Origin of the sequence: Actinoplanes sp. NPDC026670 (assembly GCF_040638175.1) — a bacterium.
Lineage (GTDB): Bacteria > Actinomycetota > Actinomycetes > Mycobacteriales > Micromonosporaceae > Actinoplanes.
This window is the reverse complement of record NZ_JBEZXU010000011.1, coordinates 35,659-59,578: the sequence shown is the minus strand read 5'-3', so window position 1 is coordinate 59,578 and position 23,920 is coordinate 35,659. Positions and strand designations below refer to the sequence as shown.

Below are 23,920 nucleotides of genomic sequence, written 5' to 3'. Positions count from 1 at the left end.
ACTAGTTACGGGTGATGGTGAAGGTGGTGGTCGGGTTCTCGATGTCCCGGTAGTTGTTGCTGAGCTGCAGGTTGGTGAAGACCGCGTTACCGACCGCGGGTCCCTGACCGGCCTCCGGCATCGGGTTCGCCCAGACGGCGTAGCCCGACTTGGCGTCGAACTGGTCGCCGCTGCGCTGTGCGCCGGTGATCGACACGTTGGTGAAGACGGTGTCCTTCACCGGGAACTGCGGCTGGCCGCCCACGTAGTTGGTCTGGAACATGATGCCCGAGTACGTGGGATCGACGATGTCGACGTTGTTCACCCGGATGCCCTGGAACACCTTCGACGCCGAGAACACCCAGATCGCCGGGAACACCTGGCTGCCCCAGAAGTGGCCGCCGGCCCGGACGATCGAGATGTTCTCGAACACGGTCGGCGGGCTGGCACCGAAACCGTTCATCGGGTAACCGAAGTCCAGCGAGCTGATCGTGATGCCCGAGTAGACCAGGGTGTCCGCGATGTAGATGTTCTTGAACGTGTTGGCGTACCCGCCGTAGACCGCGACACCCGCGGCCCGCCAGGTCAGCGTGGTGGACAGGTTCGAGTAGACGTTGTTGATCTCGTCGGAGCCGCCGGCGTCGATGGCGGAGAACAGCGCGAAGCTGTCGTCACCGGTGGCCCGGGCGTCGTTGTTGTCGACCAGGTTGTCGGTGCTGCCGTTGGTCATGTTGACGCCGTCGGCGAACAGGTTCCGGATCCGCGAGTTGGTGATCTTCATGCGGTCGGTGTTGGCGCCCCAGTACAGGCACACCGTGTGTTCGGCCCAGATGTTGTCGATCGTGATGTCGGCGACGTTGGCGAGGTCGAACACCTTTCCGGGGCCGTCGATGCGGATCGTGTAGTTGCCGAAGAACGCGAAGTTCGCGAATGTCGAGCCGTTGGCGGTGGCGTCGGCCCGGAAACCGGCGTCCGTCTCCGACTGGGTGGACGGCGTGTAGAAGCGGGTGTACCAGGGCCCGGCCCCGACGACCTTCAGCGCCTTGCCGTACACCTGGAACTTGTTGGCGGTCTGGTAATCGCCGGCCGGGAGGTAGACGCCCACCTTGGAGGCGTCCTGGCGGGCGGCGTCCAGCGCGTTCTGCACCGACTGGTGGTCGAAACCGGCCGGCACGACGTACTTCGACGGGTCCGGGTTCGCGATCGGCGACACCTGCTCGGTGTTGATGAAGTCGATCGCGATGTTGCCCGAGTTGCCGGAGTCCTTCTGCAGCTTGATCGTGCTGCCCGCCGGGAACGATCCGGTCAGCATGACGTTCGCCTCGTCGTAGATGTGGCGCGCACCGGTGCCCGAGTTCTGCGGGTTGGTCTCGTTGCCGTACAGCCACGCGTACTTGGAGGTCAGCGGCAGGGACTTGTTGAAGGTCCCGTTGACGTAGACGCTGATCGAGCTGGTCGTGCCGTCCGGGATGGAGAACCGCGCGACCACCGTGTTTGTGGCGGCCCGGGTGGTCCACTGGACGTAGGCGCCGGTCTGGTTCAGCGTGACCGCCTTGCGGCCGGACGCCTCACCGGCGAGGTCGCCGACGATCCGGTTCGGTCCGACGACTGCCGCGCCGCCACCGGTCTGACCGTCCTCGGCCTCCAGCATGTCGTACGGCATGTTCGCGCCACGCCCCACGAAGAACGGCTTCTCACTGGTGTTGTTGCCCTGCTTGACCGGCAGTTCGTTGGGGTCGTTGGCGACCACGGTGCGAACCGTGTACTTGCCGTTGGCCGCGGTCCAGGTGCCGAGGCTGATCACCGGCGACGACGCGCCGGCGGCCAGGGTCCCGGTCCACGAGCCGGTGAACGTGCGCACCACGGTCGAGCCGTTCAGGATCGTCACGGTGACGCCGTGCGCGCCGCTGCCGCTGGCCGCGGTGCCCTGGTTCGTCAGGACCGCCGAGAAGGTGACCGTGTTGCCGGCCGCCGGGTTGCCGGGCGACCAGGAGACCGCCGACGCGACCAGGTCGGAGCTGCTGACCGGCGCGACGACCAGGTTGGCCGGGCTGTTGTAGGAGTTGTTGGCGTCGTTGGTCTCGATGACCGTGTTCGACTCGTCGACCTTGGCGCTGAGCGGGTAGTTGCCGGCGTCACGGGCCCCGATGTTCGCGGTGACCGTGGTGGACGCGCCGGCCGCGAGGGCGCCGACCGCGGCGGTGCCGACTTTGGCCGTACCCAGGTAGAGGTTGACGTCCGAGGCGGGTGAGGCCGCGGTGCCCGCGTTGCGGACGGTGGCGGACAGGGTGATCGCGTCGGTCTCGACAGGCGTCGCCGGAGAGGCGGTGAGAGCCGTGACGGTGAGGTCCGGGTTCGGCGCCGCGGTGCCGACGACCTGGAACTCCGCGACCTGGCCGCTGGGCGCGCCGGTGTTGGCGGTGAAGGAGAGCCGGACGTCCGCGGTGGTCGCGGTGACCGGCACGGTCACCGTGTTGCCGCTGGCCGGATTGAAGCTGTACGTGGCCGAGCCGACCAGCGTCGTGTAGGAGGCCGACGACTGCTCCCGTCCGAGGATCGAGAACGTCTGCTGGCGGGCGCCCCACTCGGTCGCCGGGTTCAGCTTGACGACCACCGACGTGACGGAGGCGTTGGCGCCCAGCTTCACCGTCAGGTTCGCCGGATACGCGCTGCCCTCCCAGTAGGTCGCGGTGTCGTTGTCGTTCGCGTTGGTGGCCACGAAGGTGTGGATCACCGACGACGCCTCGATCGGTTTGCCGACCGCGAGGTTGCCGCCCGGCTGCTGGGTGCCGGTGCGGGTGACCGTGTTGGAGGCGGCCGACTCGTTGCCGGCGGCGTCCCGGGCCTTGACGTAGTACGCCACGGTTGCCGAGTCGGGCTGGCTGTCGGTGTAGGTCAGACCGGTCACCGTCGTCTTCAGCGCGCCGTTGGCGTACACGTTGTAGCCGGTCACGCCGACGTTGTCGGTCGACGCGCCCCAGGCCAGCCGGATCTGCCCGCTCGCCGGGACGGTGTAGGACAGGGTGCCCGGCGTGGTCGGCGCCTGCGTGTCACCGGTCGCGCCGGTCCGGGTCACCGTGTTGCTGTTCGCCGAGACGTTGCCGGCCGCGTCCTTGGCCCGCACGTAGTACTGCACGGTCGCCGAGTCGGGCTGGTTGTCGGTGAAGGTCAGCACGTTGCCGGCCACCGAGCTGCGCAGCTGCCCGTTGGCGTAGACGTCGTAACCGGTCACGCCGACGTTGTCGGTCGACGCGTTCCAGGTGAGCCGGATCTGGCCGCTCGCCGGCTGGGTGTAGGCGAGGTTGCCGGGTGCGCTCGGCGCCTGGCTGTCCCCGCTGACCGGGCCGTAGATCTCCAGTTCGGACAGCTGGCCGGCCGGCCACGCGGTGTTGCCGGTGAAGTTCAGCCGCACGAACCGTGCGCTCGCGGCGGTGAAGTCGACGGTCACCGTGTTCCCGCTGGACGGGTTGAAGGAGTACCCGGCGCTCGCCTTCAGGTCGCTGAACGACGTGCCGTTGGTGCTGCCCTGGATGGACAGCGTCTGCGTGCGGGTGTTCCAGGCGGTGGCCGGCGGCAGCTTCAGGACCGCCTGGTTGACCTGGGTGGACGTGCCCAGGTCGACCTGCAGCCACTGCGGGAAGGCGTTGTTGTTGCTCTCCCAGTAGGTGTTGGCGTTGCCGTCACCGGCGTTGCCGGCCGGGTAGACGTCGGTGAAGCTGCTCGCGCTGAAGGTCTTTCCGGCCGCCAGGTTCGGGCCGGCGGCCTGTGCCGCGGGGGCGTGGACGAGCGCGGCGACCACGCTTGTCATCGCCACCGTGGCGAGGATTCTTCGTGACAATTTGGACATCGGGGGAGCGCACCTTTCTTCCGTGAGAGGTGGTGATCGCCGGCCGGGCGGCTTCGGTGGGTGCCGCCCGGCCGGACGCCTACTTCAGCCGCAGCCAGGCCGCGGTGTCCTGGGGAAGGAGATCGCCGTCGAGCGGGCCGCTGGCCAGCAGGACGGTCTGGTGTTCCGGCAGGGGGACGGGCCCGCCGGAGAGGTTGAGGACACAGGCGAAATCGGTTCCGCGGGTCCAGGCGAGCACCCCTTCGCCGCGGTCCAGCCAGGCGAATTCCCGATCCTTGAAAGTGCGCAGGCGGATCGCCGACCGGTAGAGCTCGAGCATCGAGCTGGGGTCGCCGGTCTGCGCCTGGACGGTCCGGTCCTTCCACTCGGCGGGCTGGGGCAGCCACGGCGCGCCGCTGGTGAAGTCGTAGGGCGGCTCGTCGCCGGACCACGGCAGCGGCACCCGGCAGCCGTCCCGGGTGTGGCCTCTCCGGGCGTACATCGGATCCTGAATTTGATCTTCAGGAATCGTCTCGTTCTCCCAGAGGCCCAGCTCCTCGCCCTGGTAGACGTAGGCCGAACCGGGCAGCGACAGAGTGAGCAGCGCGGCCGCGCGGGCCCGCCGGGTGCCGAGCTCCAGGTCGACCGGGGTGCCGTCCAGATTGTTCTCGAAGCTGAACGTGGTGTCGGCCCGGCCGTACCGGGTGACATGCCGGGTCACGTCGTGATTCGACAGGACCCAGGTGGGCGGCGCCCCGACGCGGTCGTGCGCGTCCAGGGTGCGTTCGATCGAAGAGCGCATGAGGTACGGGTCCCAAGCACACCCGAGCAGGTCGAAGTTGAACGCCGCGTGCAGCTCGTCCGGACGGAGGTAGTTGGTGAACCGCTCGACGTCGGGCATCCACACCTCGCCGATCAGCGCCCGTCCCTCGTACTCGTCGGCGATCCGCCGCCACGACCGGTAGACGTCGTGCACCGCGTCCAGGTCATGGAACGGGTGCGGCTCGCCCTCGACCACCTCGGGCAGTGCCGGGTCCTTGAAGAGCAGTGCGGCCGAGTCGATCCGGATGCCGTCGGCGCCCCGGTCGAACCAGAACCGCAGGATGCTCTCGAATTCGGCTTTCACCGCCGGGTGTTCCCAGTTCAGATCCGGTTGTTCCGGAGTGAACAGGTGCAGGTACCAGGTTTCCTCATCAACGCGGGTCCATGCCGTGCCGCCGAATTCACCGACCCAGTTTGTAGGCATATTTTGGCTTTTACGAAACCAAAAGTAATCCCGTTCATTTCCACCGGCCAGGGCGGCCTTGAACCACGGATGCTCACTGGAGATGTGGTTCGGGACGATGTCGATGATGATCCGGATGCCCGCCTCGTGCGCCTCGGCGATCAGCGCCTCCGCCTCGGACAGGTCACCGAAGACCGGGTCGATGTCGCGGAAGTCGGAGACGTCGTACCCGGCGTCGGCCATCGGCGACGGGTACCACGGACTCATCCAGATCGCGTCGACACCGAGATCCCGGAGGTGGCCGAGCCGCGCGCGGATGCCGGCGATGTCACCGACCCCGTCCCCGTCGCCGTCGGCGAAACTGCGCGGATAGACCTGGTAGATCACCGCGTCACGCCACCACTGATTCGTCATCCCGCTCATCCCTTGAGGCTGCCTGTGGTCAGGCCGGACATGATGTTGCGCTGGAAGATCAAGAAGATGATCACGGTCGGTACGGCCGCGATCACCGAGGCGGCGACCACCACGTTCTGCGGGGTGCCGGCGGCGAAGGCGTAGATGCCGACGCTGACCGTGCGGGTCTCCGGGTGCGGCATGACCAGCAGCGGCCAGAGGAAGTCCTTCCAGACCGCGGTCACCGCGAAGATCGACACCACGCCGAGGATCGGGCGGGACATCGGCAGGAGGATCGACCAGAGGGTACGCAGCGGCGACGCGCCGTCCATGAAGGCGGCCGACATGATCTCTTCCGGGATCGAGTCGAAGAACCGCTTGAGCAGGAAGATGTTGAACGCGTTGGCGACCATCGGCAGCCAGATCGCGAACGGCGAGTCGATCAGGCTGAGGTCCAGCACCGGCAGGCTGATCACCGTCTGGTACTGCGGGACGATCAGCACCATCGCCGGGATCATCAGGGTCGCCAGCATCGCGCCGAGGATCACGTTGCCGAAGGCCGGGCGGAGCTTGGAGAGGGCGTACGCCGCCGCGGTGTCCAGAACCAGCTGGAACAGCACCGCCCCGGCCGCGTAGTAGAACGTGTTGAACAGCAGCTTGCCGAGGGCGAGCTGGGTCCACGCGTCGGTGTAGTTGGTGAACTCCGGATCCCGCGGGAACAGGGTCGGCGGTGTCTGCGCGATCTCCTGGCCCGACTTGAGGGCGCCGGTGACCATCCAGTACAGCGGCCCGATGAAGATCAGGGTGAATGCCGTGACGACGATGCCGAGCAGCGCCCAGTAGAGGAACCGGCCGCGTCCGCGCTGGAGCTGAGCGTGCGAGATGAGGGTTCGAGACATGGTTTCTAGTCCTGTTTCGTGCTCAGCCGGAGATAGACGGCGGAGAAGGCGGCCAGCACCAGCAGCATGATCACGCCCAGGGCGGCGGCCCCGTTGAGATCGTTCTGGAAGAACCCGTGCTGGTAGATCAGGTAGGCGACCGAGGTGGCCGCGTCCTGCGTGCCGGCGCCGTTGGCCAGGATCAGCGGCTCGATGAAGAGCTGCATGGTCGCGACGATCTGCATCATCGCCAGCAGCGCCAGGATCAGCCGGGTCTGCGGGATCGTCACGTGCCAGATCCGCTTCCACAGGCCGGCGCCGTCGAGTTCGGCCGCCTCGTACAGATCACCCGGGATGTTCTGCAGCGCCGCCAGATAGATCAGCACCGCGCCGCCCATGTTCATCCATGTTGACGCGATCACCATTGACGGCATCGTCATGGTGGTTGACTGCATCCATTCCGAGGTCGGCAGGTGCAGGAACCTCAGGATCGCGTTGAAGAGCCCGGCTTCGCTCGGGTCGTACGCGTAGTACTTGAAGAGGTAGAGCGCCGACGCCGGGGGCAGCATGACCGGCAGGTAGACCAGGATCCGCAGGTAGCCCTTGGCGTGCCGGAACTCGTTGAGCAGGATCGCGACGAAGAACGGCGCCACGAAACCGAGGACCAGCGCGAGCCCGGTGAAGTAGAAGGTGTTCTTCCAGGCCACCCAGAAGCTCGGATCCTCGATGATCCGGATGTAGTTGTCCCAGCCCACCCAGGTGGTCACGCCGCGGCGGGTGCGCTGGAAGCTCATCACGATGCCGCGGATCATCGGGAACCACATGAAGAGGCCGAAGCAGAGGACCGCACCGATCAGGAAGGCGTGTCCGGTCAGGTTGTCCCGCAGTTTGCGGCTGGTCTTCGAGGAGGCCCCCGCCTCGGCTTTCACCGGGGCGGGGGCGGTGATGACGGCCATCCTCAGCTACCGGCCGCCAGCAGCTGGTTGACCTTTTCCTCGGCGGTCTTCAGCAGCGAGTCGACGCTCGCGTTCGGGTCGGTCAGGACACCCGACATCGCCGAGTCGAGGATCGCGTAGATCGCCTGGGCGTCCCGCGGCTCGCCGACGATCGGCAGCTGCTTCGCCTCGAAGAGCGCGAAGTTCTCGACCGGCACGTTCGCGTTCGCCTTGCGCAGGTCGAACTCCTGCTTCTGCGCCTCGGTGCCGTTCGCGAACAGCAGCGGCTGCGGCAGGCCGACCGGGTAGTTCTGCGGCTTGGCCCGCACGTAGTCGAACTGGCCCTTGCCCGGGGTGAGCTTCTGGTAGGCGATCCACTTCAGGCCCGCCTCGACCTGCTCCTTGGTGAGGTCCTTCTTGAAGAAGTAGCCCTCGCCACCGCCGAGCGTGCCCTTCGCCAGGTCGGTCTGACCCGGCAGCGGCGCGACCGCCCAGTCCTCGAACTTGCCCTTGAACTGGCTGACGATCGCCTGGGTGGTGTCCGGCGCGCCGATGAACATGCCGACCTTGCCGGCGGCGGCGTTGGTCAGCAGGTCGCCCCACTGCAGGAGCTGGCGGGCGCCCATCGAGTTGTCGCCGTACCGCATGTCCTTGAGGTTCTGCAGGACCTGCTTGCCCTCGGCGGTGTTGAAGGCGGCCTTCTTGCCGTCCTCGGAGAGGATCCGGCCGCCCTGCGAGTAGAGCAGCGAGGTGAAGTGCCAGCCACCGGTGTTCCCGGCGCTGTACTCCGAGTAGCCGGCCACGCTGCTGTCGGCGGCGGTGATCTTCTTGGCCGCCTCCCGCACCTCGGCCCAGGTCTTCGGCGGGTTGTTCGCGTCCAGACCGGCCTTCGCGAACAGGGTCTTGTTATAGACCAGACCCATCGAATAGTTCTTCACCGGTACGCCGTACAGCTTGCCGCCGTCGGTGAAGACCTCCTTCAGCGCCGGGTCGACGCTGTCCCAGGTCGGGACGGTGTCCTTGTTGACGTACTGGGTGATGTCCAGCGCCTGACCCGAGTCCAGCACCTGCTGGAGGTCGGTCATGTAGCCGTAGAAGACGTCGGTCGTCGTGCCACCGGCCAGCCGGGCGGTGAAGTCCGGCGGGTTGTTGCACTGCTGGCCGACGCTGATGCTCTTGATCACGATGTTCGGGTTCTCGGTCTGGAACGCCTTGACGTCGGCGTTCCAGTTGTCGAGCAGCTCCTTCTGGGCGGCGACCGGCTGGCAGTCGACCGTGATGGTGACCTTGCCGGCGGCGTCGGCCCCGCCGTCGTCGTCGCTCTTCGTGGAACACGCCGTCAGGCTGAGCCCGAGGCCGGCCACGAGCGCTAGCGCCGCAACCTTCCGGTACTGCGGTACGGACATCTGTCCATCCCTTCGGGAACGGGTTATCCATGGCCATCGCTGAATCGCGTTGTCGTCACTACGGTCAGGACTGTTTCCCGTAGTGAGTGGAGTCACTGTAACTACCGGGCCATGTTGCCGCAAGGTTTCGATCGTGCTTTGAAAAAACACGACTGCAGCTTGTTCGTTTGTGAGTTTGCCGGTTTTGGGCACAAAAAAGGCCGGCCCCTTTCGGGGCCGGCGACTGTTTGTCCGGTTTTACTTACCGGCAGGAGCCGTCAAATCTGCCGGTTTCACTTGCGGGCCTGGCCGGTTTCACTTGCGGGCCGGGCCGGTCGAGCCGCGGACCACCAGCTCCGGCTCGAAGAGCAGCTCGTCGGAGAACTCGCGGGCCTCGTCGATCTGGCTGACCAGCAGATCCACCGCGGCCTGGCCCATCGTCTCGATCGGCTGCCGGACCGTGGTCAGCGGCGGATCGGTGCAGGTCATGAACGCGGAGTCGTCGAACCCGACCACCGAGACGTCGGCCGGGACCGCCCTGCCGAGCCGGCGGGCCGCCCGGATCGCGCCCAGGGCGAGCACGTCGCTGGCGCAGATGATGCCGGTCACGCCGCGCTCCAGCAGCTTGGTCGCCGCGACCCGGGCGCCCTCCATGGAGAAGCTGGAACGCTCCACCTCGGCCTCGGTGTCGGCCGCCTGGATCATCGCGAGCAGCTTCCGGCGCGACGGGATGTGCCCCTCCGGCCCGAGCACCATGCCGATCCGCTCGTGCCCGAGCGAGCGCAGATGCCCATACGCCTGCTCGACCGCCACCGCGTCATCGGTCGACACCCGCGGGAAGCCGAGCTCGTCGACGCCGGCGTTGACCAGCACCACGGGCAGCCCGCGCTCGGTCAGCCGGAGGTAGTGCTCGTGCGAGGCGTCGGCCAGCGCATACGACCCGCCGGCGAAGATCACGCCGCTGACCTGGTGGTCCAGCAGCATCTCCACGTAATCGGACTCGGGCACGCCGCCGATCGTGCGGGCACACAGCGCCGGGGTGAACCCGCGCTGCGCCAGGGAACTCGTCACCACCTCGGCCAGCGCCGGGAAGATCGGGTTCTGCAGCTCGGGCAGCACCAGCCCGACGAGCCGGGCCCGCTCGCCGCGCAGTTTGGTCGGTCGCTCGTAGCCGAGCACGTCCAGCGCGGTGAGCACCGACGTGCGGGTGGCCTCCGAGACGCCGCTGCGCCCGTTGAGCACCCGGCTGACGGTCGCCTCGCTGACCCCGGCCTTCTTCGCCACCTCGGCAAGTCGTTTGGTCACCACGGAATCCTACGTCAGTTTATTGCAAAAACCGAACTGCTCTTGGTTGTCGCTTTGCGCTCGCTTGCGAAGGTGTGGCTGCGATCGACACCCCGGGGTGAGCATATTTCACGCGGCGTGGTGGCGGTCCGGGGCATGAATCGGTTAAGCCATCGCTCTGTGCGACGCCCGGCACGTCAGCGCTTCCAGCCGGTTTCATCTCCGGGCATGCTCGATGTCGATTCCCGGGCCGCCCCGATCGTCAGTGGGGTACGACAACCGATCCGAAGGAGAAGACCGTGCGCTACGTGATGATTCTGGTGGGCGACGAGTCGAAGTGGTTCGACCCCGAACTCGGCCCGGAGCTGATGGCGGAGGTCGGCGGCTGGTGGCAGAAGTGGTTCGAGGCCGGGAAGATCGTCCAGGGCGGCGCCGAACTCGGCCCGTCCAGCACGGCCAAGACGATCGGGGCGGGGCCGGGCGGCGCGCCTGAGGTCACCGACGGGCCGTATGTCGAACTCAAGGAGGTCGTCGGCGGGTTCATCCTGCTCGACGTCGACGACCTGGACGAGGCCGTCGCGGTCGCCTCCGGCTGGCCCGGGATCGCCGCCCTCGGCGACCGGGTCGAGCTGCGCCCGGAGATGGTTCGCTGACCTGCCGCCGGCCGATCAGCGTCCGGTCAGGTCGTTGAGGCGGCGGGCCAGCAGGTCGCGCTCGGCCGGGTCGGTGGCCAGGGCCAGCGCACGTCGTGTCGCCTCGGCGGCCTCCTCCGGGCGGCCGAGGCGGCGCAGCAGGTCGGCGCGGGTGGCGTGCCACAGCCGGTAGCCGTCCAGCCGCCCGGCCAGCTCGTCGACCTCGGCCAGCGCCACCTCCGGACCGGCCGTGAAACTCGTCGCCACCGCCCGGCCCAGCAGCACCACGGGTGTCGGCCGCAGTTCGGCCAGCAGGTCGTACAGGCGGTGGACCAGAAGCCAGTCGGTCCGCTCCCACGACGGGGCCAGCGCGTGCTGCGCCGCGATCGCCGCCTCCACCTGATACGGGCCCGGCCGGCCCAGCGCGGCGACCCGGCCCAGCCGCCGCAGGGCGGAGGCGATCAGCGGCCGGTTCCACGACGACCGGTCCTGATCCTCCAGCAGCACGATCCGCCCGGCCCGGTCGAACCGCGCCGCGGCCCGGGACTCGTGCAGCTCCAGCAGCGCCGCCAGCCCCAGCGCCTCCGGCGCGCCCGGCATCAGATCGGCCAGTTGCCGGGCCAGGTCCAGTCCCTCCCGCGCCAGCTCACGGCGCTTCACCGCCAGGTAGCCGTCGTTGTAGATCAGGTAGATGACGCTCAGTACGGACTCCAGACGCGCCTCGTACTCCTCGGGCGGGGGCGTCTCCACCCGTACCCGATGATCTCTAAGGTGTCGTTTGGCCCGCACCAGCCGCTGCGCGGCAGTGGCCTTGGGCAGCAGAAACGCCGCGCCCACGGTCTCCGCCGGCAGGCCGGCGACCGCGTGCAGGGTGAGCGCGACCCGCGACGCCTCCGGAAGCGCCGGATGACAGCAGGCGAAGATCAGCGCCAGCCGGTCGTCACCCGACGGCGGCCACTCCGGCCCCGGGGCGAGCTCTCCGGGAAGCCGGTCCGGCCCGGCCGAACTCCAGCCACCACCGGCCGGCGCCCGCGTCGGATCGGCGGCCAGCGTGGCCTCCTTGGCCCGGCCGTTCGAATCCCGGCGCAGCCGATCGACCGCCTTGCGCCACGCGGTCGTCACCAGCCATCCGGCGGGATTCCCGGGTACGCCGTCCGCCGTCCACCGCCGCAACGCTTCCGCGACCGCCTCCTGAAGCGCCTCCTCCGCCACGTCGAGATCGCCGAGCCGTCGCCCGAGCACCCCGAGCATCCCGGCCGCCTCCGCCCGCCAGACCCGCTCGACCGCCGCCCCGACCTCGTCCACCCCGCCATCCTCCCCGTCCCACCGGTCCGTCGCCGTCCGCCTCTCCGGTCCGCCGCCCGTCGGTCCGCCGCCCGTCGGTCCGCCGCCCGTCGGTCCGCCGCCCGTCGGTCCGCCGCCCGTCGGTCCGCCGCCCGTCGGTCCGCCGCCTGCCGGGCCGTGCGGGCAGCGGGCAGGATGGGGTCATGAGCGTGACTCCACTGTGGCTGCTGTTCCGGGAGGCCGGCGAGCCGGGTGCGAGCGAGGCCGTGGACCTGCTCGCCGGACGGCTCGCCGGGATCGGCGCCGATCCGGTGATCGAGGGGGTGGCGACCACCGGCGAGCGGCTGGAGATGCTGTCGCTGATGCCGCTCGCGTACCGTCCCCGGCTCCTGGCCCGCCTCGACGAGCGATCACGCGGCGCCGCCCGGCGACTGACCACCCGCTGGTGGCGCGACGGCGAGTGGGCCGCCGAGGCCCGGCCGGACGACCCGTGGCACGCCGTCCGGGCCCTGGTGGCCGCGTTCGACCGGGACCCCGCGAACGTCGGGCCGATCGCCGTGGCGTTCGCGGCCACCGACCCCGACGGCCGCCGGCGTGAGCGGGCGATCGCCGAGATGGCCCGGCGGCGGCGCCCGGAACACCTGGCGGTCCTGGCGCTGCGCTGCGACGACTGGGTGCCGTCGGTGCGGGCGGCGGCCGGCACGGCGCTCTCGGTGATCCTGCGCGAACGCCCGGAACATCAACTGCGGGTGGCGCTGCCGATGGCGGCCCACCTCGTCGGCCGGCGTCGCGGCGGACTGGCGCTGTGGACCATCGAGCGGATGGTCCAGGACGACTTCGAGCGGTACGCCCCGATCCTGCTGGGCGACCCGAACCGGAACGGCCGGCGCCTGGCCTACACCGTGGGCCGGAAACAGGGCCGCTGGAACTACGCCGATCTGCTCGGTTTCGCCACCCGGGAACCCGACGCGGTGGTCCGGCTGGACGCGGCCCGCATCGTCACCGCCGAAGCGGTCACCCGGCAGGATGCCCGGGCGCTGCGGGAACTCGCCGGGGCGAGGTTCGTGGCGGTCCGGTCGCTCGCCCTGGTCGCGCTCGGCGAGCTCGGCCACGACGACGAGGCCGTCACCGCCCTGACCGATCCGGCCCCACTGATCAGGGCCTTCGCGCGCAGCCGGACGGCCGATCCGGCAGGCCGCTACCGCCTGTTCCTCGCCTCCGATCCGGGCCCCGAGGCGATCCTCGGCCTCGCCGAGATGGGCGACCGCCGGGACGCGCGGCTGCTCGGCCCGTTCCTCGGGCATCCGGCACACCGTCTCCGGGCGGCCGCCGTACGAGGACTGGCGCTGCTCGACTCCGTGCCGGTCGACGAGACGGTTCCGCTGCTCACCGACCCGCACCCGGATGTCGTCCGGGAAGCGTCGATCGCGCTGCGCGTCTACCGCCGCCGGCTGCCCGCGGAACTGCCGTGGACGCTGCTCGCCGACCCGCGGCCGGAGGTCCGGCTCGCCGGGTTCCGGCTGCTGGCGGCCCGTGACCCGCTCGTCCGGCTGGCGGCGGCCCTGACGCTCACCGCCGACCCGGACCCGATGCTGGCCCATCGGGGCCGCACGACGGCGCTCAACCTCAACCTCAACCTCGCCCCCGCCGGCGCACCCGGGGACGCCTGGTCCGCCGTCGACCGCGAGCGGGTGGCGGCCCTGCCCGTGCTCCTGGAGCAGGCCCGCCCGCATCTCGGCCGGCATCATGACCGCCTTTGCGCCCTTCTCGCGGAGTGGCCGGTCTGACCGTGGCGCCGCAGTATGGGGCGAAACCGGCAATTGTGCCAGGATCGGGGAAAACGCCTCGCGGCTGTCGGACGGGATGGGATGTTTTGCGGAGGCCGGTAGAGAGGGGTCGCTGTCACCATGTCCGACTGGGATCAGAATGACGGCTGGTCGTCGACGGATCAGCAGGACTGGTCGTCGGGAAACGGTCAGAGCGACTGGTCCGCGCAGGACCGGCAGCGGGACTCGGTGCACCGGCTCGCCAACGTGAGCAACGACATGGCCGCGGCGACCGAGGCGGCGGTCCGTGCGGCCGAGACCGCGGTCCAGGTGATCCAGCGGCTGGAGGCCAGCAGCACCGAGATCGGCAAGGTGGTCCAGCTGATCGCGACGATCGCCAAGCAGACCAACCTGCTCGCCCTGAACGCGACCATCGAGGCGGCCCGGGCCGGTGAGGCGGGCCGGGGCTTCGCCGTCGTCGCCAGCGAAGTCAAGGACCTGGCGAACGAGACGGCCACCGCGACCAGCGAGATCGGCACCCAGGTCGGCGGGATCCGGGCCGACACCCAGAACGCGGTCTCCGCGATCGAGGAGATGCAGGGGCTGATCGAGGAACTGGACCGCTGCCAGAAGGTGATCAGCGGGATCGTGGTGGAGCAGCAGGCCGGCTGAGGAGTGGGGGAGACTGGGCGCCATGGCTCGCAGATCCCCCAAGCCCCGGCCCGCCTCTTCCGTGTGCCCGTGCGGGCGTGGCCCGTACCAGAGCTGCTGTGGCCCTCTGCACGACGGCAAAGCCGCAGCCGGCCCGGAATCGTTGATGCGCTCGCGTTTCAGCGCGTATGCGCTGGACAAAAGTGACTACGTCCTGCGGACCTGGCATCCGGAGACCCGCCCGGCCTCGGTCGAGGCCGACCCGTCGCTGCGCTGGACGCGCCTGGAGGTGCTGGCGCACAGCGGCGGTGGCGTCTTCGACGCCGAGGGGATCGTCGAGTTCCGGGCACATTTCAGCGACGGCGGCCGGCCCGGAGTGATGGCGGAGAAGAGCCGGTTCACGCGGCACGACGGCCGTTGGGTGTACTGGGGGCCGTTGTGATGCGCTGGAAGGGGAGGTGGGTTCGTCATGTCGGCAGAGCGGCCGCTTGAGGACGGCATCGTCAGAAACTTCAAGGTCAATCTCTCGTACGGGGCGTATCTGCGCCTGGACGACATCCTGGGCGCGCAGCACCCGGTCAGCGTGCCCGAGCACCATGACGAGCTGCTGTTCATCGTTCAGCACCAGACGTCCGAGCTGTGGCTGAAACTGATGGTTCACGAGCTGCGGGCGGTCCGCGAGCACCTGGCGACGGATGACCTGCGGCCGGCGCTCAAGGGCCTGGCCCGGGTCAAGCACATCCAGCGCACCCTGACCGAGCAGTGGTCGGTGCTGGCCACCCTGACCCCGACGGAGTATGCGGAGTTCCGCTCCTTCCTCGGCACGTCCTCGGGGTTCCAGTCGTTCCAGTACCGGGCGATCGAGTTCCTGCTCGGCAACAAGAACCGGGACATGCTCCAGGTCTTCGACGATCAGCCGGGCGCGCGGGCGCTGCTCGAGGACACCCTGGCCACGCCGAGCGTCTACGACGAGTTCCTGCACTTCCTGGCCCGGCGCGGGCATCCGGTGCCACAGGCGATCCTGGACCGGGACGTCACCGCGGCGTACGAATACCACGCCGAGCTGGTGCCGGTCTTCCAGGAGATCTACGAGAAGGCGGAACAGAACTGGGACGTCTACGAGGCCTGTGAGGAGCTCGTCGACCTGGAGGAGAACTTCCAGTTGTGGCGGTTCCGGCACCTCAAGACGGTCGAGCGGACGATCGGCTTCAAACGCGGCACCGGCGGCTCCAGCGGGGTCTCCTTCCTGCGGGCGGCGCTCGATCTGACATTCTTCCCCGAGCTGTACGCCGTCCGGACCGAGATCGGGGTGCCCCGTTGACCCAGGACCTGCCCGCCCGCGCCGCCGCCCTGGACGCGGCCGATCCGCTCGCGGAGTTCCGGGACCGGTTCATCACCCCGCCGCCGGCCGAGCTGCTCTCCTACCTCGACGGAAACTCGCTCGGCCGCCCCTTGGAGGCGACCGCCCAGCTGGTCGACTCGTTCATCCGTGAGCAGTGGGGCGGCCGGCTGATCCGCGGGTGGGACGAGGGCTGGCTGGAGTGGCCGCTCACCCTCGGCGACCGGCTCGGGTCGGTCGCGCTCGGCGCCGCCCCCGGGCAGACCGTGATCGCCGACTCGACGACGGTGCTGATCTACAAGCTGGCGCGGGCCGCGGTCGACGCCCGTCCCGGCCGCCGGACCGTCGTGCTCGACACCGACAACTTCCCCACCGATCGGTACGTTCTGGAGGGCATCGCCGCCGAGCGGGGACTGCGCCTGGTGTGGGTCGAGACCGACCCGGCCGCCGGGATCACCCCGGAGCAGGTCGCCGAGGTGGTCGGCGACGACACCGCCCTGGTGCTGTTCAGCCACGTCGCCTACCGGTCGGGCTGGCTCGCCGACGTCGCCGCGATCAACCGGATCGCGCACGCGGCCGGGGCGCTGACCATGTGGGACCTGTGCCATTCGGCCGGCTCGGTGCCCGTCGAGCTGGACGAGTGGGGGGTCGACCTGGCGGTCGGCTGTACCTACAAGTACCTGAACGGCGGCCCCGGCGCGCCGGCCTTCGCCTACCTGCGCAGCGAGCTCCAGGGTGAGCTGCGGCAGCCGATCCAGGGGTGGATGGGGCATCGGGCGGCGTTCGAGATGGGCCCCGGCTACGAGCCCGCCACCGGGATCCGGGCGCTGCTCAGCGGCACGCCGCCGATCCTGGCGATGGTGCCGTTGCAGGCCAACCTGGACATGCTGGAGTCGGCCGGGATCGCCGCCGTGCGGGCCAAGTCGCTGCTGCTGACCGGCTATGTGCTGGACCTCGCCGACGAGTGGCTCGCGCCGTACGGGGTGGCCGTCGCCGGCCCGCGGGAGCCGGCGCAGCGGGGCGGGCACGTGACACTGCGGCGCGACGGGTTCAAGGAGTTCCTGGAGCCGTTGTGGGACAGCGGGGTGATCCCGGACTACCGGCGGCCGGACGGTCTGCGGATCGGGCCGGCGCCGCTGAGCACCAGTTTCGGCGAGGTGTGCCAGGGGCTGACGGTCCTGCGCGAGCTGCTGGAGAAGAACAGCCGGTGAGCACGGAATCATCACCCGGCTCCCAGTGCACGGATGACACGTCGCCGGCGGCGAACTGCTGTGGTGGTAGCGGTGCGGGATGCGCGCTGTCAGCCCTGAAACGATCGGCCGGCCCGCGCCCGACGGTGACCGTCGCCGAGGAGACCCCGATCCCGTCGCCGCCGGCCGGCCGGGTGCGGTGGCTGCTGGCCGACTCGGTCTGGTGGGGTGGCCGGCTGCGGACCGGTGCCGCCCTGCGGGTCGCGCCGGACGGGCTGGTCCGGCCGGTTCCGGCGGAGCTGGCGCCGGGCGGGGCCGACACCAGCCGGTTCCCGGGGACGCTGCTGCCGGGACTGGTCGACGCGCATGTGCACTCGGCGCTCGTCGGCCTGGACACGGTCCGGGCCGGGGGGATCGCCGAGGTGTGGGATCTCGGCGGGGTGCCGGCCACCGTCGCCGAGCTCGCCCGGCGGGGCGGTTCGGAACTGCCGCGGATTCGCTATGCCGGACCGTTCCTGATCGCTCCGGGCGGCTATCCCAGCGACCGGTCGTGGGCGCCGGCCGGCAGTTGGCGGGAGATCGGCAGCGCGGAGGACGCGGGTTCCGCGGTCGCCGAGGTGCGGGCGGCGGGCGCGAGCCTGATCAAGGTGACCGCGCACGCCGATGGTCCGCAGCTTCCGCTTCCGGTGTTGACGGCGCTGGTCACGGCGGCCCACGCGGCCGAGTTGCCGGTCGTCGTGCACGCCGAGGGGCCGGGGACCGTCGCGGCGGCGCTCGCGGCGGGCGCCGACGTGCTGGCGCACACCCCGTGGACCGAGCGGATCGACGACACGTTGCTGGCAGCCTGCGCGACGAGCATGCGGTGGATCAGCACGCTGGACATCCACGGCTGGGGTGAGCCCGGCGATCCGGCTCGCGAGGTCGCCGTCGACAACCTGAGGCGGTTCGTCGGGCACGGCGGAACCGTCCGCTACGGGACCGACCTGGGCAACGGGCCGCTCCCGCCCGGCGTCAACGTCCGGGAGATCCGCCTGCTCCAGTCGGCCGGGCTGACGCCTGACGAGGTTCTGATCGCGATGACCGAGACCGGCGGCTCCACGGTGTCCTGGATCGAGACCGGTCTCGACCTGACCCCGGACGGCTTCGCCGACATCCTGGCCACCACCCGGGTCCTCGACGCCGCCTAGCCGCCAGCCGCGCGTGGTGACGTGTGGTGTGGTTTGAGCCGTATGTCACCACGCGGGGTGGGTCAGAGGGTGACGGCGGATCCGGTGGTGGCGCTTTCGCGGGCCGCGTCCAGGACCTCCATGGCGCGGACCGAGTCCCACGGGTCGACCGGGAGCGGGCCCTCACCGAGCACGGCCGCGGCCACCGCCGGGTAGAACGTGTCCCACCGGCCGCGACAGCTCTCCACCGGCGCCCCGGTGGCGCCGCGGAACAGGTGGCCCCAGCGGTGTTCCGGCTCGACGCCCCAGCGGTCGCCGAGACGGGCCGGCGACTTGCCGGCCTTCAGCAGGGTCTCCTGGTAGTCGAGCTCGGGCGAGATGAACGTCCCGGCGGTGCCGGTCACCCGGAAACGCGGGCCCGGCCCGGCCTGGCGCCACGAACCCCACAGGTGCGACTCGACGCCACCGGTGTGGTGCAGGGCCATGAACCAGTCGTCGTCGAGACCGCCGTCCGGGCCGTGCACCTCCGCATACACCCGATCGGCCGGGCCGTGCAGCTGGAGCGCCTGGTCGACCAGGTGCGAGCCGAAGTCGAGCAGGGTGCCACCGCCGGCGGCGCCGGGAACCCGCTCAGGGGCCCACCGCTCCATCCGGGACTCGAAGCGCCGGATCTCGCCGAGCGACCCCTTCTCGATCAGCTTGCGGATGGTCAGCAGGTCGGAGTCCCACCGCCGGTTCTGGTAGACGGTGAGCAGCACCCCGGCCTCCTCGGCCGTGGTGACGAGCTTGCGGGCGGCGTCGGCGTCGGGCGCGAACGGCTTGTCCACCACGACCGCGAGCCCGGCCTCGATCGCCTCGACCGCGAGGGCGGCGTGGGTGGCGGCGGGGGTGGAGATGGCCACCGCCTGAACACCGTCGGCGGCGAGCGCGGCGATCGAGTCATACGTCTCGACGCCCGGCAGTTGCTCGGCGACCTGGGCCCGGCGCTCGGGCGACGTGGTGACCACGCCGGCGAACTCGATGTTTGCCGCGGACGCGATCAGCGGCGCATGGAACACCCGGCCGCCGGTGCCGTAGCCGACCAGCCCGAACCTAACCCGTTCGATCATGTCCGGAAGTTTTACACATCGGTTGCCGGCCTGTTGCCACTGATTTCCCCGGTGACGTGTGATGCGCAAGACATCACTGAGCGTACGGCTTGATTTTGCGGCCGCAACGTGTGCGGATCGCGCACATCTGCGGCTTGATCTAGCGAAAGGGCAGGTGCCGCGCCTGTCGGATGGATGACGACGACGGCCGATCGGGGCGCCCGGCATGAACAATTGCGGGATGGAACCCGCGCAGAAGGACCGGACGCCCTTTTCCGACATCGATGGTCTATCTGACCAGATGTCGGAAATCGTGCTCGACGCCATCGCCGAGATGGCCCGGCATCCGGAGATCCTGCGGGTCCGCCGGACCGCTGTCGACATGCTGCGCCCGGCGCCCGGTCAGCGGCTGCTCGACGCCGGCTCCGGCAGCGGCGAGGTGGCCCGCCTGCTGGCCGCCCGGGTCGGCGGCACGGGTGAGGTCCTGGCCGTGGACCACTCGTCGGCGGTGACGGCGGCCGCGGTGGGCCGGCACGACGGCAGCAACGTGCGCTACCTGACCGGTGATGTGGCCGCGCTCGACATGCCCGGCGACAGCGTCGACGGGGTGTGGTGCGAGCGGGTGCTCCAGCACGTCGACGACGCCGACGCCACGATCGGCGAGTTGCTCCGGGTGACCCGATCGGGCGGCCGGATCTGCCTGATCGACACCGACTGGGGTTCGCTGGCCTTCGACGGCATGCCCGGTGGTCTCGGCGCGGTGGTGATGGCCCACGTGAACGGGCACTTCACCCCGAGACAGTTCGACATGGGGCGCACACTGCGGCGCCGGCTGGTGGCGGCCGGTCTGCGAGACGTCGTGGCGACGCCGGTGACCTGCCTGTTCACCAGCCCGGACTCGGCCGCCGTGATCCTTCCGATGGTCAACCCGCGGGTGCCCGAGGCGGCCTGGGCGACCCCGCCCGGCCTGCGCGACGAGTGGCTCGCCTGCGTCGACGCGGCCGGGCAGAGCGGCACCTTCCTGGCGGTCCTGACGATCTGGGTGGCGGCCGGCACCAAACCCTGAAGGCCGGCGCCAAACCCTGAAGGCCGCCACCAAAAAACCCTGAAGGCCGCCACCAAACCCTGAAGTCAGACCGGCTGCATGCGGTGCAGCAGGCGGTCCAGGGGCATGCTGGCGAAACTGATCCGGACGTCACTGGAGGCGTACGGCAGCCAGAACCGCCCGTCGTGCACGAGCCCGCCGCAGGAGTAGAGCACGTTCGGCACGTACCCCTCCCGCTCGATCTCGTCCGGATCGATCAGGCCCTGTGGCAGGTCGGCGACCACCCGCGAGGGATCGTCCAGGTCGAGGAGCATCGCCCCGATGGCGTACCGGCGCATCGGCCCGACGCCGTGGGTGAGCACCAGCCATCCGGCCTCGGTCTCGATCGGCGAGCCGCAGTTGCCGACCTGGATCAGATCCCAGCCCCGGTGCGGCACGAGGATCGGCCCGACGTGCTGCCACCGGTGCTGCTCGTCGCGCACGCTGAGGCCCAGGGTCTCGCCGTCGGAGCGGCACAGCGCGTACTTCTTGCCGTTGATGTACCGCGGGAACATGCCCATGCCCTTGTTGCGGGCGGCCGGCCCGTGCAGCGTGGTGACCTCGAAGTGCCGCAGGTCCCGGGTGAAGATCACCCGGCCGGCGATGTTGAACCCGTCGTAGGCGGTGTACGTGGCCTGGTACGCCATCCGCCCGTCCGGGTCGAGCACCTGCACGAAACGGGCGTCCTCCATGCCCCGTGACTCGGTCGGGGTGGACGGCCACAGCACCCGCTGGTGCATCGGGACGGTGGCCGGGAAGGTGACCGCGTAGTCGGATCCGACGATGCGCCGGATCGCCTCCAGCGCGGTCGGTGTGGTGGGCCGGGCCAGCAGTTCGTTCGGCAGGTGCCCGAGGATCTCCTCGAACTCGTGGTCGTCGTAGCGTTCCGGGAGCGCCGAGAGCACGTACGCCGATGCCTCGTTGTCGATCTCCTCCTCGGCCAGCGCCGCGCAGAGCTGGTGCCGCATGTGTTTGGCGCCGACGCGCTGGCCGATCATCAGCGGCCCGTCGCGGTCCTCCATCCGGATCGCCGCGCCGGGCCCGAGGATGGCGCTGCAGAATCCGATCGAGGAGATGTGCCCCTCACCGATCTGACGCAGGCTGATCGCCACCCGCAGCTCGCCGGGGAGCAGTTCGCTCTGGTCCGGGTGCGGCACCATCGACGGGTTGCAGAGGGCGGCGGCCTCGACCGAGAACTCGTGGCTGAAGTACGCGCCGATCAGCGTGCGTGCAGCCGGCGACAGCTCGATCTCGGTCGGCACCCGGTGCTGGACCACCTCGTAGTGGTGCTGGAACACGCCGAGGATGTCGTGGTGCCGCCCGGCGAAGCGGTTGAGCACGTCGTCGAGCAGCGTGTTGATGTCGCCCTCGTCGAGTTGCAGGATCCGCTCGATCAGGCTGGACGCGCGGTTGTGGATGGCGTGCGCGTCCTCACCGGGGACGAAGAGTTTGATCACGACGCGCCGGCCGTCCGGCGCCATGGTGATGTTGTGACGGGTGATGTCGGTGGTGTTCACCGTTGCTGTCACGCTAGGCCGCCTGAGGGTCGGGTCGCGCTCCGGCTCGTCAGCGTGCGCGCATGCTGCAGCGTCGAGACGAGCGCGAGGGTGGATTCGGCTCCTTGGTTCAGATTAGGACCATTGACCGTCAATCCGTCATAACATCCGCCAGTCTCAGCGTCGTACATCACCGTTCCGGTGTCGTTGTCCCCGAAGAACCAGGCGATGGCCTGGAAGAGCGGCGCGTCCCAGTGGTCGTCGCCGGTGACCGCGGAGGCTGTGGCGCAGGCGTCCGCGGTGGCCGCCGCCTCGATCGGCTGCTGGTCGAACCGGTGTTTCGGCACGCCCGGCCGCCAGCCGCCGACCGGGACCGTGGAGAGGTGGCCCTGCTCCTCCTGCATCCGGCAGAGCCAGGCCAGCATCCGCAGCCCGTCGGTGAGCAGGCCCTCGTCGCCGAGCAGGTCCCCGGCGGCGATCACCACCTCGGCCACCGACGGGTTGGCGTAGGTGAGCTCGGGTTCCGGCCACACCCACTCCGGGTCCGGGCCGGGCGTCCCGATCACGGTGGCGGCATCGCCGAGCAGCTCCGCGACGACCTGGTCGTACGGCCCGGCGCGCAGCACCTCGGCCGCGCCCAGTCCGGCGAACGCCATCGCCCGCGGCCAGGCCGACCGGCAGCGCAGGCCCTGCCGGAACGCGTTCATCGCCTCCCGCCGGATCCACGGGGACGGTCCGCGGACGGCGGCCGTGCCCAGCCCCCACATGGCCCGGCCCCACCAGTCGCCGAGCGACGGCTCGTCGGTCCACCGGCGTTCCCAGCTCATCCGGTTGCGGAAGGCGCCGTCCGGTCCCTGCGCGTGGGTGAGGAACGCCAGGTAGCGCTCGGCGTGCCGGACGAGCTCGGGCCAGGGCCGGGGTTCGCGGGCGGCGACGAGCAGGCCACGCGACACGTCGTCGACGCAGTAGCCATGCTCGCGCCGGGCCATCGCGTTGCGGGCGTGCTCGAGCAGCCCGGTGTCGTCGGAGAGCCGGAACACGTGGTCCCAGCGGGGTTCGGGCATGTCACGCAGCTGGATGGGCGGCGGGATCAGCCGCAGGGTCTGCGCCATGCCTAGGCGGGGATCGTCGCGGCCGCGAGCGGCCGGCGGTCGTTGATCAGGCGGGCGGCCAGCGACTGGTACCGCGCGGCCACCGCGGGCCAGCGCAGGGTGGGGCCGCCGGCCAGGCCGGTCAGGCGCCCGGGGAGTCCCGGCTCGGCGAGCACCCGGCGGACGGCGATCGCCATCGCCTCCGGATCCTGATGGGGTACGAGCAGGCCCGGCCCGTCCGCGAGCAGCTCCACCGCGTGCGGGAACTCGGTCGCGACCACCGGCACCCCGGCGCCGACCGCCTCGATCAGGACGCCTGAGGTGACCTGCTCGGTGGAGTCGTACGGCAGCACCACCGCGTCCGCCGACCGGATCAGCCGGGACAGCTCCGCCGGTTCGAGGTAGACGTCCGCCCAGCGCACGCAGTCGTCGACGGCCAGGTCGGCGGCGAGTTCCTTGAGCGAGTAACGGTAGACGTCGCCCTGCTGTTCGAGCACCTTGGGATGGGTACGCCCGGCGACCGTGTACACCGGCCGGGGCGCCAGGTCCTGGAGGAACGCGAGGGAGCGCAGCGCCCACTCGATGCCCTTGCCCGGCCCGAGCAGCCCCCAGGTGAGCAGGTGCGGACGGTCGTTGCCGCCGCGCGGTGTGCCGGTGTGGCTGCCGGCGCCGTGCGGGATCACCGTGATCTTGCGGGGGTTCACGTCGTAGTGGGAGGTGAGCCGCTGCCGGGCGGTGTCGGTCATGGTCACCACGGCGTCGGCGGCCGCGGCGATCTGCTCCAGGACGGCTCGTTGCAGCGGGTCGGGGTGGGTGAGGACGGTGTGCAGGACCACGATGGACGGGATCCGCAGCGCGCGCAGGACCGGCAGCACCTCGGCGCCCGCGTCACCGGGGTAGATGCCGTACTCGTGCTGGATGATCGCGGTGTCGAAACGGTTCAGCGTGGTGGCGGCGGCCACCCAGCCGCCGGGGCGGTCGGTGTTCCACGTGTGCACGACCCGCGGCGCGGCCCGGTCGAGCGCGATCCCACCACTGGTGTTGTCGCCGGCGAGCAGCCGTACCACGCCCGATCCGCCGGCCCCGCCGGTCAGATGTGTGGCGAGAGCCGCATTGAATGTCGCCAAACCGCATTGAGTGGGGGGATAAGTGCTCAAAAACCCGTATGTCGCGGGCATGACTGGGCCTTTCTCCTCGGCCGGGCTGCCTACCCGCAGCACGGACTCAG

At 70.1% G+C, this 23,920-nt stretch carries 19 protein-coding genes; 8 read left to right on the top strand and 11 right to left on the bottom strand.

Annotated features, from left to right (window positions below):
- Nucleotide 1: 1 nt before the first annotated feature.
- The 6 genes from AB0E94_RS13440 to AB0E94_RS13415 form a co-directional block, all read right to left on the bottom strand.
- The gene (locus AB0E94_RS13440) at nucleotides 2-3,826 is read right to left on the bottom strand and encodes a discoidin domain-containing protein (protein ID WP_360325928.1); all 3,825 of its coding nucleotides are present in this window, start codon (nucleotides 3,824-3,826) and stop codon (nucleotides 2-4) included.
- 79 nt (nucleotides 3,827-3,905) lie between these two features.
- Nucleotides 3,906-5,444, bottom strand: coding sequence for a glycoside hydrolase family 13 protein (locus tag AB0E94_RS13435; RefSeq protein ID WP_360325926.1), 1,539 nt, complete (start codon nucleotides 5,442-5,444; stop codon nucleotides 3,906-3,908).
- A 5-nt stretch (nucleotides 5,445-5,449) separates the two neighbouring features.
- Nucleotides 5,450-6,322, bottom strand: a complete 873-nt coding sequence (locus AB0E94_RS13430; RefSeq protein WP_360325924.1) for a carbohydrate ABC transporter permease — start codon at nucleotides 6,320-6,322, stop codon at nucleotides 5,450-5,452.
- A gap of 5 nt (nucleotides 6,323-6,327) precedes the next feature.
- Nucleotides 6,328-7,257, bottom strand: a complete 930-nt coding sequence (locus AB0E94_RS13425; RefSeq protein ID WP_360325922.1) for a sugar ABC transporter permease — start codon at nucleotides 7,255-7,257, stop codon at nucleotides 6,328-6,330.
- Between the two features lie 2 nt (nucleotides 7,258-7,259).
- Nucleotides 7,260-8,642, bottom strand: coding sequence for a sugar ABC transporter substrate-binding protein (locus AB0E94_RS13420; protein WP_360325920.1), 1,383 nt, complete (start codon nucleotides 8,640-8,642; stop codon nucleotides 7,260-7,262).
- Nucleotides 8,643-8,936: 294 nt separating this feature from the next.
- Nucleotides 8,937-9,926 (bottom strand): LacI family DNA-binding transcriptional regulator, encoded by a 990-nt coding sequence (locus AB0E94_RS13415; RefSeq protein WP_360325918.1) that lies wholly within the window; start codon nucleotides 9,924-9,926, stop codon nucleotides 8,937-8,939.
- Nucleotides 9,927-10,204: 278 nt separating this feature from the next.
- Here AB0E94_RS13415 and AB0E94_RS13410 point away from each other — a divergent pair, with 278 nt between their 5' ends.
- A complete protein-coding gene (locus tag AB0E94_RS13410; protein WP_360325916.1) occupies nucleotides 10,205-10,558 on the top strand; it encodes a YciI family protein in 354 nt (117 codons plus the stop codon).
- Nucleotides 10,559-10,573: 15 nt separating this feature from the next.
- On the opposite strand, the gene AB0E94_RS13405 is transcribed toward AB0E94_RS13410, so the two are convergent.
- Nucleotides 10,574-11,842, bottom strand: coding sequence for a DUF6596 domain-containing protein (locus tag AB0E94_RS13405; RefSeq protein ID WP_360325915.1), 1,269 nt, complete (start codon nucleotides 11,840-11,842; stop codon nucleotides 10,574-10,576).
- A gap of 182 nt (nucleotides 11,843-12,024) precedes the next feature.
- On the opposite strand from AB0E94_RS13405, the gene AB0E94_RS13400 reads away from it, so the two are divergent.
- The 6 genes from AB0E94_RS13400 (at nucleotide 12,025) to AB0E94_RS13375 (ending at nucleotide 17,954) form a co-directional block, all read left to right on the top strand.
- The gene (locus tag AB0E94_RS13400) at nucleotides 12,025-13,608 is read left to right on the top strand and encodes a hypothetical protein (RefSeq protein WP_360325913.1); all 1,584 of its coding nucleotides are present in this window, start codon (nucleotides 12,025-12,027) and stop codon (nucleotides 13,606-13,608) included.
- A gap of 120 nt (nucleotides 13,609-13,728) precedes the next feature.
- Nucleotides 13,729-14,259, top strand: a complete 531-nt coding sequence (locus AB0E94_RS13395) for a methyl-accepting chemotaxis protein (protein ID WP_360325911.1) — start codon at nucleotides 13,729-13,731, stop codon at nucleotides 14,257-14,259.
- A 145-nt stretch (nucleotides 14,260-14,404) separates the two neighbouring features.
- A complete protein-coding gene (locus AB0E94_RS13390; RefSeq protein WP_360325910.1) occupies nucleotides 14,405-14,680 on the top strand; it encodes a YchJ family metal-binding protein in 276 nt (91 codons plus the stop codon).
- 27 nt (nucleotides 14,681-14,707) lie between these two features.
- A complete protein-coding gene (gene kynA / locus AB0E94_RS13385; protein ID WP_360325909.1) occupies nucleotides 14,708-15,559 on the top strand; it encodes a tryptophan 2,3-dioxygenase in 852 nt (283 codons plus the stop codon).
- Nucleotides 15,556-16,788: a kynureninase gene (gene kynU / locus AB0E94_RS13380; RefSeq protein ID WP_360325908.1), complete on the top strand. Its 1,233-nt coding sequence runs from the start codon at nucleotides 15,556-15,558 to the stop codon at nucleotides 16,786-16,788. The genes kynA and kynU overlap by 4 nt, the downstream gene beginning before the upstream one ends.
- Before the next feature lie 125 nt (nucleotides 16,789-16,913).
- Entirely contained in the window at nucleotides 16,914-17,954 is a 1,041-nt protein-coding gene (locus AB0E94_RS13375; RefSeq protein WP_360325906.1) for an amidohydrolase, read from the top strand.
- 62 nt (nucleotides 17,955-18,016) lie between these two features.
- Here AB0E94_RS13375 and AB0E94_RS13370 read toward each other — a convergent pair whose 3' ends face one another.
- Entirely contained in the window at nucleotides 18,017-19,042 is a 1,026-nt protein-coding gene (locus AB0E94_RS13370) for a Gfo/Idh/MocA family oxidoreductase (RefSeq protein ID WP_360325904.1), read from the bottom strand.
- A 280-nt stretch (nucleotides 19,043-19,322) separates the two neighbouring features.
- On the opposite strand from AB0E94_RS13370, the gene AB0E94_RS13365 reads away from it, so the two are divergent.
- The gene (locus tag AB0E94_RS13365) at nucleotides 19,323-20,087 is read left to right on the top strand and encodes a methyltransferase domain-containing protein (protein WP_360325902.1); all 765 of its coding nucleotides are present in this window, start codon (nucleotides 19,323-19,325) and stop codon (nucleotides 20,085-20,087) included.
- 65 nt (nucleotides 20,088-20,152) lie between these two features.
- Here the strand turns inward: AB0E94_RS13365 and AB0E94_RS13360 are convergent, their stop codons facing one another.
- Genes AB0E94_RS13360 through AB0E94_RS13350 form a run of 3 tightly spaced genes read right to left on the bottom strand, consistent with a single transcriptional unit; the run spans nucleotide 20,153 to nucleotide 23,870 of the window.
- On the bottom strand, nucleotides 20,153-21,634 hold the full coding sequence (locus AB0E94_RS13360) for a glycoside hydrolase family 130 protein (protein ID WP_360325901.1): 1,482 nt from the start codon (nucleotides 21,632-21,634) through the stop codon (nucleotides 20,153-20,155).
- On the bottom strand, nucleotides 21,631-22,713 hold the full coding sequence (locus tag AB0E94_RS13355; protein WP_360325900.1) for a glycosyltransferase: 1,083 nt from the start codon (nucleotides 22,711-22,713) through the stop codon (nucleotides 21,631-21,633). Before AB0E94_RS13355 ends, AB0E94_RS13360 begins: the two co-directional genes overlap by 4 nt.
- A gap of 2 nt (nucleotides 22,714-22,715) precedes the next feature.
- A complete protein-coding gene (locus AB0E94_RS13350) occupies nucleotides 22,716-23,870 on the bottom strand; it encodes a glycosyltransferase (RefSeq protein WP_360325898.1) in 1,155 nt (384 codons plus the stop codon).
- Between the last annotated feature and the right edge of the window lie 50 nt (nucleotides 23,871-23,920).

Coding starts and splice junctions, on each gene's coding strand:
- AB0E94_RS13425 (WP_360325922.1), bottom strand. CDS start 7,257: ATGGCCGTCATCACCGCCCCCGCCCCGGTGAAAGCCGAGGCGGGGGCC.
- AB0E94_RS13350 (WP_360325898.1), bottom strand. CDS start 23,870: ATGCCCGCGACATACGGGTTTTTGAGCACTTATCCCCCCACTCAATGC.
- AB0E94_RS13430 (WP_360325924.1), bottom strand. CDS start 6,322: ATGTCTCGAACCCTCATCTCGCACGCTCAGCTCCAGCGCGGACGCGGC.
- AB0E94_RS13440 (WP_360325928.1), bottom strand. CDS start 3,826: ATGTCCAAATTGTCACGAAGAATCCTCGCCACGGTGGCGATGACAAGC.
- AB0E94_RS13390 (WP_360325910.1), top strand. CDS start 14,405: ATGCGCTCGCGTTTCAGCGCGTATGCGCTGGACAAAAGTGACTACGTC.
- AB0E94_RS13420 (WP_360325920.1), bottom strand. CDS start 8,642: ATGTCCGTACCGCAGTACCGGAAGGTTGCGGCGCTAGCGCTCGTGGCC.
- AB0E94_RS13395 (WP_360325911.1), top strand. CDS start 13,729: ATGTCCGACTGGGATCAGAATGACGGCTGGTCGTCGACGGATCAGCAG.
- AB0E94_RS13355 (WP_360325900.1), bottom strand. CDS start 22,713: ATGGCGCAGACCCTGCGGCTGATCCCGCCGCCCATCCAGCTGCGTGAC.
- AB0E94_RS13400 (WP_360325913.1), top strand. CDS start 12,025: ATGAGCGTGACTCCACTGTGGCTGCTGTTCCGGGAGGCCGGCGAGCCG.
- AB0E94_RS13435 (WP_360325926.1), bottom strand. CDS start 5,444: ATGACGAATCAGTGGTGGCGTGACGCGGTGATCTACCAGGTCTATCCG.
- AB0E94_RS13365 (WP_360325902.1), top strand. CDS start 19,323: ATGTCGGAAATCGTGCTCGACGCCATCGCCGAGATGGCCCGGCATCCG.
- AB0E94_RS13370 (WP_360325904.1), bottom strand. CDS start 19,042: ATGATCGAACGGGTTAGGTTCGGGCTGGTCGGCTACGGCACCGGCGGC.
- kynA (WP_360325909.1), top strand. CDS start 14,708: ATGTCGGCAGAGCGGCCGCTTGAGGACGGCATCGTCAGAAACTTCAAG.